The sequence below is a fragment of the Flavobacterium procerum genome (assembly GCF_042431625.1).
Classification (GTDB): Bacteria; Bacteroidota; Bacteroidia; order Flavobacteriales; family Flavobacteriaceae; genus Flavobacterium; species Flavobacterium procerum.
Genome location: NZ_JBHLYW010000001.1, coordinates 23,769 through 40,425, shown reverse-complemented (window position 1 = coordinate 40,425; position 16,657 = coordinate 23,769). Strand labels below are relative to the sequence as shown.

Sequence of the window (16,657 nt, the reverse complement as noted above, 5' to 3'; positions counted from 1 at the left end):
AAAATCTATGTTTCTATGTGTTTAATTTTTTTTTTTCACGCAGATTCGGCAGATTTAAGCAGATTTTAATCCTTTTAATCTGTGTAATCTGTGGCTTTATTTTTTCACCACAAATTCCGCAAATTATCACAAATTCAATTCGTGAAAATTCGTGCAATTCGTGTTTAAATCTTTATTTTGCCCACTCGGTTTTAAAAATGGTTTTTCCATTTAATGGATTTGCTGTTACCTCGAAATTGTTTCCAGTTTTGTTCACTTTTATTTCTTGTACGGCATCGCCTTCCGGTAAAAATACTTTGGCTGTCGCCGAAGTGGTTTTGTCACTTGCAAATACTTTTAAAGTCAATTTGCTCCAATCCATATCTTTTGTAGACTGTGCTAAACCAATGTGTGGAATTGCAGTTCCGTCTTTAACCAAAACAATAATTGGAATTTCACCAGCTTTGATTTTATGCCATCCTGCATGATATACTTTTTTAGTTTGGTAATCAATCCAAGTTCCTTCCGGAAGGTAAACATCTCTTTCTTCAACTTCTTCAAAAAGTGGTGCAACCAACATACTTGAACCAAACAAATATTGATTATCAACCAACCAAGCTCCCGGATCGTTTGGATATTCTACAAATAAAGCACGCATCATTGGTAAACCTTTTTGAGAACTTTCTTTTGCCTGAGCGTAGATATACGGCATTAATTCGTAACGCATATTATCTGCTTTTCTAAATCCTTCTAAGAAATCTTTGCTGTATAACCAAGGTTCGCGAGGTGGTTCTCCGTGGCTTCTTACGTGTGAAGTCAACATTCCGAACGGTGTCCATCTTCTGTAAATATTCTCAGGAGATTTTGTTGCGAAACCTCCAACATCGTGACTCCAGAAACTGAATCCTGAAAGACCTAATGAAAGTCCACCACGTAATTCTGCCGACATTGCTCCGTTTGTAGTTTCAGAATCTCCTCCCCAATGCAAAGGATAACGTTGCGAACCTGCCCAAGTACTTCTAGCCCAGATTAAAGTATATCCTTTTTCTTTCTGAGTAATTTCGGCGACAGCCTTATTATATCGTAACGGATATAAATTATGCTCGTAGAAACCAGTTCTTCCAGAATGGTAAATTCCGTCTGGCGGAGCAGCTTCGCCAAAATCAACTTTGAAAACTGCTACACCTTCGTCAAATAATTTTTTCAATTTTCCTTGGTACCAAGTGATTGTCTCTGGGTTTGAGAAATCCAAAACAGCATCTTCGTAAGGAAGATTTCCTTTTTTGTCTCTTACTGCTAAGTTTTTATCCATGATTTCAGGAAACAAAGTATTCTTTGGCGTGAAATAAGGCAGCTGCCAAAGACAAACTTGGAAACCATCTTTCTTTAAATCAGCCATCATTTTTGTGGCGTCCGGGAAACGAGATTTTGCAAACTCGTAATTGTTTCTCCAATCTACATCAAACCAGCCTGTGTCAAAGTGAATAACATCGGTTGGGATTTTGTATTTACGTAAATCTCTTGCTACTTCACGTCCTTCTTTTTCAGAGAAATAGGTAATTCTACTCATCCAGAAACCGAAAGACCAAAGTGGTGGCATTGCCGCTTTCCCAGTTAGGTTCGTATATTGATCTAAGATGTCTTTTGGTTCTCCGATGAAGAAAAACAAATCGGCTTCGTCATCTCCAATGTACATTTCGTTGGCACTTGAAAAATATTTTCCGAAGTCCACTGTAATTGGTGTTGAATGATGCATGAAAACTCCGTAACCACGACTGCTCATGTAAAACGGAATCGGTTTGTACATCGTTTCATTTTGGATTCCGTTAGCGTCATCTGTCCATAAAACTACTTTTGAACCGCGTTTGTTGAATTGTGTAAATGATTCACCACATCCAAATATTTTTTCGTCTGGTTCTAAACTGAAAGCCGCGCCCATACTTCTTGAATAATCGCTGTTTCTGCGAACGTAAGAAAATGGAAGTGTCGGCGTGTATGTATTTTTAAAGTCGGTATCGTGAAGTGTACTTGTCAGTAATTTTCCTTTTTCATCGTAGATTTTTACGTGCCAAGGTTTTGTCAAAATTTCAACTCGTCCATGTTTACTTGTGTAACTGTGACCACCTTCTATTTTAGCATATTTCCATAATTCAGGATGATTTGGTGCAACACCGTCAACCAACATTAAAGATTCTTTCTGCGGATGAAACTGTGGTCCAGAAGTCGTTTTGATTCTAACCGTTCTATCTGAAACAAACTGAATTTCGAAAGGCAAAACAGGATATTCTGCATATTCTGTTGTTGGAAATTCGTTTGCTTTTTCCACATCTGGTTTCATCATCATGTTGTTGAAAGCCTGACGTGTTTTATAATTGTATCGCAGATATTTAATCGTTCCTTTTCCTGTTGCGGGATCAAAAGAAGCTAGTTCGTCTGCAAAATAAAAAGTATTCAGATAGTTCTGAAAATCTTTACTGATATCGATTGGTGCGTTCAGCACATCTGCATTTTGAATTTGCGCTGATGCATTTGGAACTGTAAGAAGTCCGAAAGCGCAGATCGAAAACAAGGTTTTTAAATGTGATTTTTTCATTAGTTAGTTATTTTTTGCCACAGATTAAAAGGATTCGAAAGGATTTTTTCTTTTTCTTTTCTCTCGCAGATTGAGCAGATTTAAATCTTTTTAATCCTTTAATCTGTGGCCATTTTTCTGTCACAGATTTGGAAAAAATAATCTGCATGATCTGCTAAATCTGCGGGAGTATAAAATCTTTTAATGCTTTTAAACTGCTGTATCTATATTTAAAATTCCAAAAATTAGAAAACTTATTCTGCTGTAATTACAATTGTGGCTTGTTTTAAACCATTCGCTTTAGCGGTTAATTCCAATCTTCCTGATTTATCTCCAGATTGTACAACAACCAAACATTTTCCAGCTAAAGCCGTATGCTTATTTCCTTTAAATGATTCGTGGCTAACTGGGTCTCCGCTGCAAACCCCAACAATTTTTCCGTTTCCTTTTAGAGAGAAATTAATTTCATTGTTGGCATTTGGAGCCAAAGTTCCATTAGCATCTAAAATATCAACTGTTACAAAAGACAAATCATTTTTATCGGCTTTTATTGTACTTCTGTCTGCTGTTAGTTTTAATTGAGATGGATTTCCGGCTGTTTTAATTTCTTTTTCTAAAACCACTTTTCCATCTTTACGAGAAATGGCTTTTAGAGTTCCCGCCTCAAAAGGAATTCTCCACATAACATGCAAATCATCTCCTTTTTTGCTTCTTTTTCCAACTGATATTCCGTTTACGAAAAGCTCCACCTCATCAGCTTTGTTGTAGTATGCCCAAACATCAACTGTTTGTCCTGCTTTCCAATTCCAATGCGGAAAAACATGAAGAATGGTTTTGTCTGTCCATTCGCTTTTGTACATATAATAGACGTCTTTCGGAAAACCAGCTAAATCTACAATTCCGAAATATGAACTTACCGATGGCCATTCGTACGGTGTTGGTTCTCCGATATAATCGAAACCTGTCCAAACGTACATTCCTGCCAAGAAATCATGTTTTTTAATAATTTTCCAAGTTGCTTCGTGCGTAGATCCCCAAGGCGTCTGCACCTGATCGTAAGCTGAAACGGTATTTCCAGGATTTCCTCCTTCAAATTTTTTATCCCAACTAACCGGCCATTTTTTTATAGTATCAGAAACAGCATCATAATAACCTCTTGTCTGCAAACCTGAAGTTGTTTCCGTTGCAATGAAAGGCGTGTTTGGAAAGTTTTTCAAATGATGTTCAAATGTCTGATGTGCATAATTGTATCCAATTAAATCTAAAACACCAGATCCGGCAAGCGGATTAATCGATACATTTTTTTTCTCAAATTGTAAAGTCACCGCATCAATATTCATATTTACCGGCGGATTCATTCCTGCAGTAAGTGGTCGCGTTTTATCGTATTGACGTGTAATTGCAGCTAATTCTTTGGCGATTTCAATTCCGGTTTCATTCCATTGTTCCGGGATTTCATTTCCGATACTCCACATAAAAATACTCGCATGATTTCGGTCGCGCAACAATTGATCAATTAAATCTTGTTTGTGCCAGTTATCCCAATCATTTGCATAATCATATTTGGTTTTAGCTTGTTTCCACATATCGAAAGCTTCATCCATGACAATGAAACCCATTTTATCACATAAATCTAAAAGCTCTGGAGCAGGCGGATTATGAGAAGTTCTGATTCCGTTTACACCCATTTCTTTCAGGATTTCCAATTGACGCTCGATGGCACGAGTATTAATCGCAGATCCTAACGGACCTAAATCATGATGCATACAAACTCCTTTTATTTTGACTTGTTTTCCATTCAAAATAAAACCTTTGTTCAAGTCAAATTTAAAATCTCTGATTCCGAAATTGGTTTTGTATTCATCGATGATTTTATCGTCAAGCGAAATTTGTGTAACTGCTGTGTACAATTCCGGTTTTTCAACTGACCATAAAATAGGACTTTCAACTTCTGCAGACTGATTCAGCGTTTGATTTTCGTTGGCATTGATTGTTATATCTTGAGTAACCGATGTTACTTTTTTATCTTCTTTAAAAATAGTAGTCTTTATAGTAGCTTTCTTACTTTCTTTGTATTGATTTTTAATTGTTGTTTCAATACTTACTGAAGCTTTTTCAGCCGTAACTTTTGGAGTCGTAATATAAGTTCCCCATTGTTCTACATGAAGTTTATCTGTAGTTTCGATCCAGACATTTCTAAAAATTCCCGAACCCGAATACCAACGTGAATTGGGTTGTTTTGAATTGTCAACCTTAACAATTATTTCGTTGTTTTTGTCTCCGTAATTTAAATACGGCGTAATTTCATATTGAAAACCAATATATCCGTTTGGACGTTTTCCTAAATAATGTCCGTTTACCCAAACTTCGCTGTTTCTGTAAACGCCATCAAAAGTAATTGAAGTTATTTTTGTGCTGTCTTCTGCAGCGACTTTGAATGTTTTTTTGTACCAGCCTAAACCTCCGTTAAGCGATCCTCCACCATATCCGGCCGGACTTTTTTCATCAAACTTTCCTTCGATGCTCCAATCATGAGGTACATCTAAAGTTCTCCATTTTGTAGAATTCCCGATAGTGTCTTTATCAACCAAACTATCATTAAGATGAAAACTCCAATCAGCATTAAAAGAAACTTTTCGTTTATTAAATTGTTCGTCTGTTGATTTTTTGCATGCTGTCATTAGAAGAAAGCCTGCTAAAAGTAATCCTATTTTTTTTAATGAAGTCAGCTGCACCATAGCATTATAAATTTTAAAATAACCTGAAAGTAATTACTACTTTCAGGTTATTGTGAACTAAAAAACTAGTGTAAATTAAGGTATTATGTAATGGAAAACAAACCATTCATCTTTACCTGCATCATAAGATGTTCCGAACCAAATACCTTTTGTTTGATAGTCATTATTGAATGCCTTGACTACTTTAATAACATTGACGGTCGGATTCATCCAGCTTCCTGTATTTTGAATCAGTGTGTTTGTTCCTAAATTGATTTCGTTCTTTTCTTCATCAATAGTAAACAAACCTGTTGTCACTACGCCATTCTGACTTCTTGTATAATTAAGTTTTCCTCCAAACTGATCAAAGCGAATCCAAGAATTACCTGCAGCAGTAGCCCAATCATCACTCCAACCCCAGTTGTATGAACTTGAAGCACCAGTTGTCCAACCTTTTCCTTTTCCAATCCAGTCAACCGGATTTCCATTTGCATCTAAAGCCCAAACTCTTCCTGTACCAACGCCACCAGTAAGCATTTTCAACAATTCACCAGAAGCAAAAGTCGGATCGAAACCTTCATCGTAGTTTGGTCCTGTAACAGGCGGTACATAATTATCTGCATATTCTTTAGAAACGAAATTCCAGATATACCACCATGGCCCTTCGCTGTTGGTTCTTAGTATCGCAATTCTCAACTGATTTTCAGTAAGCTTTAAAATCTTAACATTATTGGTCCAGTTGCTTGCATTTGCGATATAATTATCTGGTCTTAAAATTGTCGCACCCGTTGTAGTTAAAGTATGGGTATTAATATCTAAGAAATAAGTACCGCTTTCTTTAAGCGTACCGTCAGCTTCATTCACTTTCATAAATGGCCCACCCTCAAGGCTGAAAGTCATGGTTCTTCCCCAGTGCATATCTGCATCTGTACTTGAATTTGCATTACCTTCTGGTTCCCAGTTTGGTGTAAAATTACCCCATTCAACCGTTGTGCTTGGATCAGCATACGACATCGCTCCTGGAGCCATACCGTATTTACCATTATCAGCTATCCATACTTTTTGTTTGCCTACACCTCCAGACAAAGCCGTCCAAAGCGGATCGTTTACATAGTTTAAGTTATCCTGAGTTACGGTTATGGTTACTGGATCTAACTCTACAATCCCGCCTCCTGTAACTGCTGAAACTTTAATGGTATAATTTCCTTTAAAAGCATACTGAACAGTTTCTACTGCCTTATCTGATTTTCCTGTTACATAATCCCAGTTTAGTATAACTCCCGGAGTTGTGTTTTTTAAGATTACGGTATTTCCTCCTGGATCTTTTACTAAATCCTGGGTAATTTCAAAATGTATATCCGATTTACTAATCGGGCCGTCTAGTGAATACGAGTCCGGCGAACAAGATGATATCAGCATTGCCAATACCAAAAATGAGGTCATTAAGAATTTAATATTTTTCATTTTCTTTGATTTTTAGTTTAAAATTACCAGCCGGCATTTTGTTTTAAAACTCCATTAGACAAGGTAATCTGCGTGTTTGGAATTTGCTGCAATCCTTTTGTTTTTTCGATATTACCCGCAGAAATTGTTTTTGTTGCCTGAGCACCTCCATTAAGTACTGTAGCTGTTTCTGCAATACTTGTAGCTGCTTTGCTCACTCCCTGACGAAGTAAATCCCAATATCTGATTCCTTCTAACGCAAACTCTAAATGTCTTTCATTCATAATATTATCCTGAGTAACAGGTATAGAAGTAAAAGCTGCTTTATAAGCTCTTCTTCTCACCTGATCAAAATAGCCTTGCGCACTTCCGCTTCCTAATTCGGCAGCCATTAACAATACGTCAGCATATCTTAATACCGTATAATCCTGATACTGGCTGATATCCCAAAACTGGCTTCCTAGAACAATTGGCATATCTACTCCATTTCTATCCACCATTGGTGAATATTTTTTATTGTAATAACCTGTATACTCACGTTGGTTGTTTATTTTAGTAAATGGTATTTTTTCTTCTGTAATTCCAATCATAGTTGAAACTCGTCTTGTGTCGTTAGCAGCATAGGCATTCCATAATTTAGAATTTACTGTAACACCCCAGCCACGTCCGTAAGGATAAGATGAAAACTCTCTCATTCCGAACATTACCAACCAATGGTTACCATCTGTATTTCCGTCGTAATCACTAGTGAAAGTATATTTTATTGAAAATACTACTTCTCTATTGCTTTCTCCTGCATATTTATCTACAGAAGCAGCAGGCCAAAGTGTTGAGAAATCGTCTAATAAACCGTGCCCGCTTGAAGCAACAACATCTTCTAAATGTCCTAAAGCCTGTGCTTTTGTCACAACTCCCGCCAAATCGCCTTTACCGTAGTAACCTGTGTAATACAAGAAAACACGTCCAAGTAAAGATTTTGCAGCCCATTTAGTAACACGTCCACTTACGGTAGCATTATAAGCTACTGAAGGCAAGTTGTTTGAAGCAAAAACTAAATCTTCTGCAATTAGCTTATAAACTTCTTCGGGTGCTGCCTGTGGTACATTTTCAGTTGAAGGTGCTGTCAATAAAGGAATATTCCCCCAAAGGCGTACCATTTCAAAATACAAATAAGCTCTTATGAATTTTGTTTCAGATTCGTATGTATTTCTTAATGACGGGTCTTTTCCCCAGTCAATCTGATCCATTTTAGACAATAAAACATTGCAACGATAAAGCGCTTTATAGTAAGCAATCCAGTTATCATTAAACATATCTACCTCAGCAGGAGCACGAGAAATATCAAACTCATCTATTGCTGCATAATCGTATTTATCTGAATTACCAGTTCCGCCAAAACAATCATCAGACATGATTTCTGTCACAACAGGTACTCCTTTTCCAGCACCTCCCGTAGCTACCTGCATTCCGTCATAACAACCTACAAGAGCAGTATAAGCATCGGCCGCGTCTTTATAAAAGTTTCCCTCCGTTTGTTGAGTTAAAGGTTCTGTCTCCAAACTACAAGATCCCAGAGTTAACAAACTCAAACAGAAAATATATAAATAGGTATTTTTCATTTTTTTTTATGTATTAAAGTTTAACGTTTAGACCTAACATGAATGTTCTTGGTCTTGGATAGTACCCCACATCAACACCTGATGAAAACTTCTGGTCATCATTTGAAGAACCGAATCCGATTTCTGGATCCATACCGTTGTATTTCGTAAAAGTGTAAAGATTTAGTACAGAGAAATACACTCTAAACTGACTTGCAAAAAATGGTTTTGATTGTCTCATTTTTGCTAAATCAAATCCTAATGTTACTGTGTTAATTCTAAGGAAATCACCATTCTGAATATATAAGTCTGAAAACTGTGTAAAGTTTCTGTTGTCTTCTGTTACTCTAGGCACTGTATTAGAAGAACCTTCACCATGCCAACGGTTTAAAATTGCCGATGTATAATTACCATATGTTCCTACTTGGTTTCTATAAGACTGAACCAATTGGTTTCCTGCCACACCATTTGCATTTAAAGAGAAATCAAAAGCTTTGTAACTAGCCGATAGAGAAAAACCGTACGTAAAATCAGGATTTGGATTTCCGATATTTGTTTTATCAGTAGCATCTATTTTATCGTCTCCGTTTGTGTTTACATAAATGATATCTCCAGGCGCTGCATTTGGTTGTAACACCACTCCATTTGCCGATTTATAATTATCAATCTGCGCTTGATTTTGAAAAACCCCTCCTGTTTTATACCCCCAGAAATAACCTAATGGATATCCGTTTTGTGCTCTATAAAACTCTCCTGAATTATCATAAAGTTCACCGTTTAACCCGTGAATGATTCCATCTGCATTTGGAATTTTTCCAACTGTATTTTTGTTGTAAGCTCCATTTGCACTTATGCTGTAATTGAAATCTCCAATTTTATTTTGGTAATTTAAGCTTAACTCAACCCCTTTGTTTTCTACATTTCCACCATTAATAAATGGAGCATCTGCACCAGAAGTTGCCAAAATAGGAGCCAGAATCAACCAGTCTTTATTTGTCTTTTTGTAAACATCAAAGTTTACGCTCAAAGCATTGTTTAGAAATCTGGCATCAAAACCAAGGTCAATTTGCTCTGAAGTTTCCCATTTCAAATTAGGGTTTGATAAATTTTTCAAATAGGCTCCTGGCGTTAACTCTCCTTCTTTGTCGCCAAAACTATAATTAACAGCCTTTGATTGCACATTTGCTAAAAATTGGAACGATCTTATACTTTGGTTACCCACCTGTCCCCAGCTTGCACGTAATTTGAAAAAGTTGAATACTTTCGAATCTTTTAGAAATTCTTCATTAGAAACAACCCATCCTCCAGATACCGATGGAAAATAACCCCATTGATTTCCTGCTGCAAATTTTGATGAACCGTCTGCTCTAAGAGTCGCGTTTAATAAATACTTTTCTTTGTAGTTGTAATTTAATCTTCCGAAATAAGACATTAAGATGTTTTCGAACTTATTTCCTTCTAATGAAATTCTTGCACCGTCTTTGTTTGTTGTTGTATCTAACCAAGCATGTTCTAAATCACTAAAAACGGAATCAGCGTTTGAAACATCAATTAAAGTTTTGTCGTATTTAATATAAGATGTACCTAACAACGCTTCAAATTGATGACTGTCTGCCACATTGAATTTATAAGTTAACAAGTTATCCCAGTTAATGCTCTTGCTTTTATCCATATTCTGTCTCACTTTATCAAAAGCAGTATTTGCATAAATTGATAATCGATAAACAGGAGTATAAGAATGTCCTTCGTTTACATTATAGTCAAGCCCTAAAGTGGTTTTAAAAGTTAGATTTTTTATTGGCTGAATCTGTAAATAAACATTTCCTAATAATTTCTGGCTGTTATTTTCATTTTGGTTATTGTAAACCATTAATGCGTACGGATTGGCAACACCAGCCAACCAAGGTTCTGTACTGTTTGATGTATCAAAATAGTTTCCGTTATCATCATACATTGGCAATAAAGGCGTAACCTGAAAAGCACTTCTCAACGAGTTATTGTACTGATTTCCTACTCCAATTCCGTTTTTATTAACATAAGCAAAACTTAAGTTTTCACCTATGGTAACAACATCTTTATAAAGTTTATGCTCTGAGTTGAATCTGAAATTGTAACGTTCGTAATTCGATAAATCTTTTCCTCCAACAACTCCTTCTTGCCCTAAATAAGACAAAGCAGTAGAATAAACCGAAGTTTCTGAACCACCTGAAGCGCCAAAAGAGAAATTTTTTGTTGCAGCATTGTCTGTCAACATCTTATCCATCCAGTTTGTTCCAGAACCCATTCCAGCGATTTGGTCATTTGTAAAATAAGGATTTTTACCAGAGTTCACCGCTGCCTCGTTTAAGATTGTTGCATATTCTCTAGCATCTAGCAAGTCAACTTTTCTAGCCACAGATTGTACGCCATAATACTGGTCAAAAGTAATTTGCCCCGATGCACCTCTTTTTCCTTTTTTCGTAGTTACCAAAACAACTCCGTTTGAAGCCTGCGAACCATAAATTGCCGCCGAAGCCGCATCTTTTAAAACAGAAATAGATTCGATATCTGAATTGTTCAAATACGAAATATCTCCTGTAAGAATACCATCAACCACATATAGCGGGGTGCTTCCTGCCGTAGATCCGACACCACGAATCACAACATTCAAACCTTCACCTGGCTGTCCTGAAGTAGAAGTCACCTGAAGACCTGCTGCCTGACCCTGAAGTGCTTGCAAAGCATTTACAGTATTGGTTTTAGTCAAACTTTCACCGCTTACCTGAGTAATAGCATTGGTCACAAGACTTTTCTTTTGCGATCCGTATCCGATTACGACAACTTCTTTTAATTCTGCTGTTTCTTCTTGTAAAGTAACATTGATTGTTCTTTGAGTTCCGACTGTTACTGTTTGAGTTTTGAATCCGATAAAAGTAAACACAAGTACATCACCTGCTTTTGCTTCAATCTTGTAATTCCCATCAAAATCAGATGCGGCACCTGTTTTGGTTCCCTGTACAGCAACGCTTGCTCCTGGAACTCCCATCCCGTCGACAGCGGAGAGAATCTTTCCGCTTACAGTTTTGGACTGATCCTGTGCAAATCCGGACTGTATCATAAATACGCTAAGCAGCAGCGCCATAAAAAATGGAAGCTTTTTTGTTTTAATACAATTTTTGCTTTTCATAGTAATTAAGAATTGGTTAATTTAAGTTAGTAATTTTTCTAAATAGAGTTGGTTGTGAAGACTGAATCACACAGTCTTCGAGAGTTTGAGTTTTAAATTTTATATTATTTTTAATTCAGGATTTATTGAGCGGTCAGCAACCAAGAAAAGCTTTTTCTGAACCCTTTGCTGTTTTTTGTTTTTTGTAAAAGTGCCTTCTGAATCAATTCCTAAAAAAAACATTTGCGATATTTTAAGTTAATTGTAGATTTGTCTTTCTTAAACTTATAGTCAATATGAATTTATCTTATGGTAAATTTGACTACAAGTGTAAAACAAATTTTCTATATTAACAAAATATTAGGGTTAATTTTTTTCAATTCTAATATTTAGTTAATCATTTTTATTAATGCTTTAAAAACGGAATTAAAAAAACATCCAACAACATCAAAAAATTAAGGCTTTAGCAAATTGACAATCAGCATTTTAAAAACAAAGGTTTTCAAAACGGCTTTTTAATAATTTTTCAAAACACTGATTATCAGTCTTTTTGTTTCGTTAAAAAAAATATAAAGCTTCTATAAAAGCTTTTAAAGATTTAATTTGTTTAATTTGTCAAAATTTATCGTGAATATGATTGAAAATGTCGACGACAAACCTGCCTTAAAAAGCGAACAAAGCGCTATGAACGCCATCACGATTGACTGCGTCATATTCGGTTTTGATAAAGGAAGTCTGGAAGTACTGCTGGTACAACATGCGGAGGGAATCAGTAAAGGAAAATGGGGACTTCCCGGTGGATGGATTTACAAAAAAGAAAGTACCGATAATGCCGCGCATCGACTTCTTAACGAACTGACCGGCCTTGATAATATCTATCTTGAACAGTTAAAAGCATTTGGAGAACCAGACCGTTTTCCGCTCAGAAGGGTAATCACAATTGGTTATTATGCTTTGGTTAAAAGAGAAGATTACAATATCAAAGCAGGTTTTACAGCCGCCGATGCAAAATGGTATAAAATAGACAGTATTCCGAATCTGATTTACGATCATAACGAAATTCTGGCTTATAGCTTGAAACATCTTCGTCAGCGAGTTCGCCAAGCCCCGATTGGTTTTAATCTATTGCCTAAAAAATTTACTTTATTGCAACTCATGCAGCTTTACGAAGAAATTTTAGGCGTTGAAATGGATAAATCTAATTTTAGAAGAAAAATTCTGCATATGAAATTATTGGCTGCTTTAGACGAAAAACAGCAAGATGTTTCGCACAGGGCCGCACAGCTTTATAAATTTGAACCCGAAATCTACAAACAACTAACAGAGAAAGGATTTAATTTTGAATTTTAACAGCAAAACTAGGTTCGAATTTTTAAAAATAATACCGCTTTAAATTGACAGAAATAAATAAACCCGCAGTAGAAGGAATCACAATTGACTGCGTTTTCTTCGGATTTAATAAAGAAAGCTTAGAAGTGCTTCTGGTGCAGCATGCACAGGGAGAAAGTATGGGACAATGGGGACTTTTGGGAGGCTGGCTTCAGAGAGACGAAAGTGCAGACGATGCAGCACAGCGTATTCTTCATGACCTTACCGGTTTAGAAAATATTTATCTCGAACAACTCAAAGCATTTACCAACCCGAAACGTGTTGCCGAAAGACGTGTAGTTACCATTGGCTACTATACTTTGGTAAGCAGAGAAGACTATAACATTAAGTCGAGTTTAAAGGTTATCGAAGCAAAATGGTACAAAATCAGCGAAATTCCCGATTTGATTTTTGATCATAACGAAATCCTTAATTTCAGTTTATTACAGCTTCGCAACCGCGTGCGTCAGGCTCCAATTGGATTTAATCTTCTTCCTGAAAAATTTACCTTACTGCAGCTGATGCATTTATATGAAGAAATTTTAGGAATTGAACTCGATAAATCAAACTTTAGAAGAAAAATTCTGCACATGAAACTGTTGGTAGCTCTTGATGAAAAACAAAAAGATGTGTCGCATAGAGCCGCAAAACTGTATAAATTTGATGATGAAATCTATCAAAAACTGACTGAAAAAGGCTTTAATTTTGAATTTTAAAGCGCTATTTTATTGTAAGCCGTCAACTATCGAACTTCATCATTCCAGAATCCAAAACTTTGCGCTATCTTTGCGCCTTAGTTACACGCATTAAAGCATTTGCTTGAGCGTAAAATTATACCCAAAAAATACTAAAACTCTTTAGAGAACTGATATATTAAAATGAAGAAGATACGTAACTTTTGCATTATTGCACACATTGATCACGGTAAAAGTACATTGGCGGACAGATTATTAGGCGCGACACAAACCGTTACAGCTCGTGAAGAAAAAGCACAATTGCTTGACAACATGGACTTGGAACGTGAACGTGGAATTACCATTAAGAGTCACGCCATCCAAATGGAATACAAGTACAAGGGAGAAGAATATATCTTAAACTTAATTGACACTCCAGGACACGTAGATTTTTCGTATGAAGTTTCGAGATCGATTGCTGCATGCGAAGGCGCACTTCTAATCGTTGATGCGGCACAGAGTATCCAAGCGCAAACCATTTCAAATTTATATTTAGCTTTAGAAAATGACTTGGAAATTATTCCAGTTTTGAATAAAGTCGATTTGCCAAGTGCAAATCCAGAAGAAGTTAGTGATGATATTATCGATTTATTAGGATGTAAATTGGAAGATATTATTCATGCTTCTGGAAAAACTGGTTTTGGTGTTGAAAATATATTAGCAGCAATTATTGAAAAAATTCCTGCTCCAAAAGGAAATCCAGAAGAGCCGTTACAAGCTTTGATTTTTGACTCAGTTTACAATCCGTTCCGCGGAATTGAGGTAATCTTTAGAGTTGTAAACGGTGAAATCAAAAAAGGCCAGAAAATTAAATTCATGGCTACTGACAATGAATATTTTGCTGACGAAATTGGAACTTTAAAACTAAATCAAGTTCCTAAAAATGTGGTTTCGGCAGGAGATGTTGGATATTTGATTTCGGGAATTAAAGAAGCTCGCGAAGTAAAAGTTGGTGATACGATTACAGATGCAAAAGTACCAACAACCAATATGATTACAGGTTTTGAGGACGTAAAACCAATGGTATTCGCTGGTATTTATCCAGTTGATACAGAAGATTACGAAGATTTACGTTCTTCAATGGAAAAATTACAATTGAATGATGCTTCATTAGTTTTCGCTCCTGAAAGTTCTGCGGCATTAGGATTTGGTTTCCGTTGTGGATTCTTAGGAATGCTTCACATGGAAATCATCCAAGAACGTTTAGAACGTGAGTTCGACATGACTGTAATTACTACAGTTCCTAACGTTTCGTATTTAGCTTACACTAAGAAACATCCAGAAACTCCATTAGTAGTAAACAATCCATCAGATTTACCTGAGCCTTCAAAACTAGACAGAGTTGAAGAGCCATTCATCAAAGCAACTATTATTACGAAATCTGACTTTGTTGGAAACGTAATGAGTTTATGTATCGAAAAACGCGGTTTAATTACCAATCAAACGTATTTGACAACTGAGCGTGTTGAATTGAATTTTGATATGCCATTGGCGGAAATTGTATTCGATTTTTACGATCGCCTAAAAACAGTTTCTAAAGGTTATGCTTCTTTCGATTATTCACCAATCGGAATGAGAACTTCTAAATTGGTTAAATTGGACGTTCTTTTGAATGCACAAACTGTCGATGCGCTTTCTGCATTGATTCACGAAGATAACGCATACAACATTGGTAAAAAAATGACCGAGAAATTACGCGAATTGATTCCAAGACAGCAATTCGACATTCCGATTCAGGCTGCGATTGGAGCAAAAATTATCGCTCGTGAAACGATTAAAGCACTTCGTAAAGACGTTACCGCAAAATGTTATGGTGGAGATATTTCGCGTAAGCGTAAATTGCTTGAAAAACAGAAAAAAGGTAAAAAACGTATGCGTCAAGTAGGAAACGTTGAGATTCCGCAAGAAGCATTTATGGCTGTTTTGAAACTTAACGATTAAGCTCTTTTTTAGAAAATAGAAGAAAGAACATAAAATATAGAAAACCCCAATAACTTGCGTTATTGGGGTTGTTTTTTTAATAATTTACGATTCTAAGCAGTTGGCTGTTTAAACGACCATCCTGCCAATACAAGATCGCGTACTACCTCATTGGTTTCTGCACCGTCTCTTTTGGTGTAGATATCATGATTGGCCACAAATGTCTCTGTCAATTTCTGTGAGCCGAAAACCGCTCCAAAAATAACGGCAAAAAAACCTATTATAGTTACCATTGGCGGGAGACTCATAAAATTATAGACTAAAAAAGCTATTCCAGCTATGGCCACTCCGACTCCAATCCATATTGCTTTTGAAGATGATGTTTCATGAATGTTTCTACACGAAGAACATCTCGGAATACCTATCAAAATTTTTGAATAACTTACAGAACTGTAAACTATGATGTTGGTTCTGTCATTGGTAACAAAAAGCGGAATAAAATAGCAGTCCTGCATAGTTTTCATATGTGCTTCACCGCAATAAGTACACTTTGTTTCGTGTGGTTCAAACCTTTTGTAGGGTTCGTTAAAAGAGTAATTTTCAATCATAAGCTGTTATTCATTTGAGGACAATAATCTAGACAATCCATATTTAATTAGTAAACCTGGTCCGAATGCGATAAAATACGGAATCAGAATTTCGAGATTTAAAAAAGTGCTTCTTCCTTTGAAATAATAACCACAGGCAAAAGGCATAATCATGGCCGCAACGGTGTAACCTACCATGCCGGGAAGTGGATCCTGAGGATTTCCAAAGTAACCACAGGCAAGAGCCGCTAAAATTACGAATAATACCACTGTACCATCAGTTCCTCCAAACATTCCAAAAAATATTGCAATCATGGTTATTGCAAAAAGCGAAATATTACTTCTTTCGTCGGATTTTTCTTTTTCTTTGGCCTCATTAAAAAGGTCTTCTTTATGGCTTTTAATCAGATTTACCAATAAATCTTTTGCCGTAACAGGATCAAATCCTAAACGTATTAATTCTGCAAGTTCTAAATTGCTGTCAAAAGTTCCGATTCTTAACTTTCTTTTTAATTCTTCTATTTGTTTATATGTTAATTCATTAAGCATTTTATACTGTTTTAAATCGGTTTAAATGTACATTATTTTTTAAAT

10 protein-coding genes are annotated in these 16,657 nt (G+C 36.1%); 3 read left to right on the top strand and 7 right to left on the bottom strand.

Translation table 11 applies throughout. The annotated features are described in order from the left end of the window. Positions 1-172: 172 nt before the first annotated feature. The 5 genes from ACFFLS_RS00130 to ACFFLS_RS00110 all read right to left on the bottom strand — a co-directional run bounded on the left by ACFFLS_RS00130 (position 173) and on the right by ACFFLS_RS00110 (position 11,475). Positions 173-2,572, bottom strand: coding sequence for a glycoside hydrolase family 31 protein (locus ACFFLS_RS00130; protein WP_379683909.1), 2,400 nt, complete (start codon positions 2,570-2,572; stop codon positions 173-175). 233 nt (positions 2,573-2,805) lie between these two features. Next, a complete protein-coding gene (locus tag ACFFLS_RS00125) occupies positions 2,806-5,232 on the bottom strand; it encodes a glycoside hydrolase family 2 TIM barrel-domain containing protein (RefSeq protein ID WP_379683910.1) in 2,427 nt (808 codons plus the stop codon). A gap of 132 nt (positions 5,233-5,364) precedes the next feature. After that, positions 5,365-6,732: a hypothetical protein gene (locus tag ACFFLS_RS00120; RefSeq protein ID WP_379683911.1), complete on the bottom strand. Its 1,368-nt coding sequence runs from the start codon at positions 6,730-6,732 to the stop codon at positions 5,365-5,367. A gap of 23 nt (positions 6,733-6,755) precedes the next feature. Further along, the gene (locus tag ACFFLS_RS00115) at positions 6,756-8,330 is read right to left on the bottom strand and encodes a RagB/SusD family nutrient uptake outer membrane protein (RefSeq protein WP_379683912.1); all 1,575 of its coding nucleotides are present in this window, start codon (positions 8,328-8,330) and stop codon (positions 6,756-6,758) included. 13 nt (positions 8,331-8,343) lie between these two features. Next, positions 8,344-11,475: a SusC/RagA family TonB-linked outer membrane protein gene (locus ACFFLS_RS00110; RefSeq protein WP_379683913.1), complete on the bottom strand. Its 3,132-nt coding sequence runs from the start codon at positions 11,473-11,475 to the stop codon at positions 8,344-8,346. A 612-nt stretch (positions 11,476-12,087) separates the two neighbouring features. Here ACFFLS_RS00110 and ACFFLS_RS00105 point away from each other — a divergent pair. The 3 genes from ACFFLS_RS00105 (at position 12,088) to lepA (ending at position 15,497) form a co-directional block, all read left to right on the top strand. Next, positions 12,088-12,804 (top strand): NUDIX hydrolase, encoded by a 717-nt coding sequence (locus ACFFLS_RS00105; protein ID WP_379689066.1) that lies wholly within the window; start codon positions 12,088-12,090, stop codon positions 12,802-12,804. A 44-nt stretch (positions 12,805-12,848) separates the two neighbouring features. Further along, positions 12,849-13,538, top strand: coding sequence for an NUDIX hydrolase (locus ACFFLS_RS00100; RefSeq protein ID WP_379689065.1), 690 nt, complete (start codon positions 12,849-12,851; stop codon positions 13,536-13,538). A 162-nt stretch (positions 13,539-13,700) separates the two neighbouring features. After that, positions 13,701-15,497, top strand: coding sequence for a translation elongation factor 4 (gene lepA, locus ACFFLS_RS00095; protein ID WP_379689064.1), 1,797 nt, complete (start codon positions 13,701-13,703; stop codon positions 15,495-15,497). A gap of 92 nt (positions 15,498-15,589) precedes the next feature. Here lepA and ACFFLS_RS00090 read toward each other — a convergent pair whose 3' ends face one another. Both ACFFLS_RS00090 and ACFFLS_RS00085 read right to left on the bottom strand, forming a co-directional pair. Continuing rightward, a complete protein-coding gene (locus ACFFLS_RS00090; protein WP_379683916.1) occupies positions 15,590-16,084 on the bottom strand; it encodes a hypothetical protein in 495 nt (164 codons plus the stop codon). 6 nt (positions 16,085-16,090) lie between these two features. Continuing rightward, positions 16,091-16,612 carry a hypothetical protein gene (locus ACFFLS_RS00085; protein ID WP_379683917.1) on the bottom strand — a complete coding sequence of 174 codons (522 nt, stop codon included), beginning with the start codon at positions 16,610-16,612 and terminating at the stop codon, positions 16,091-16,093. Positions 16,613-16,657: the final 45 nt, after the last annotated feature.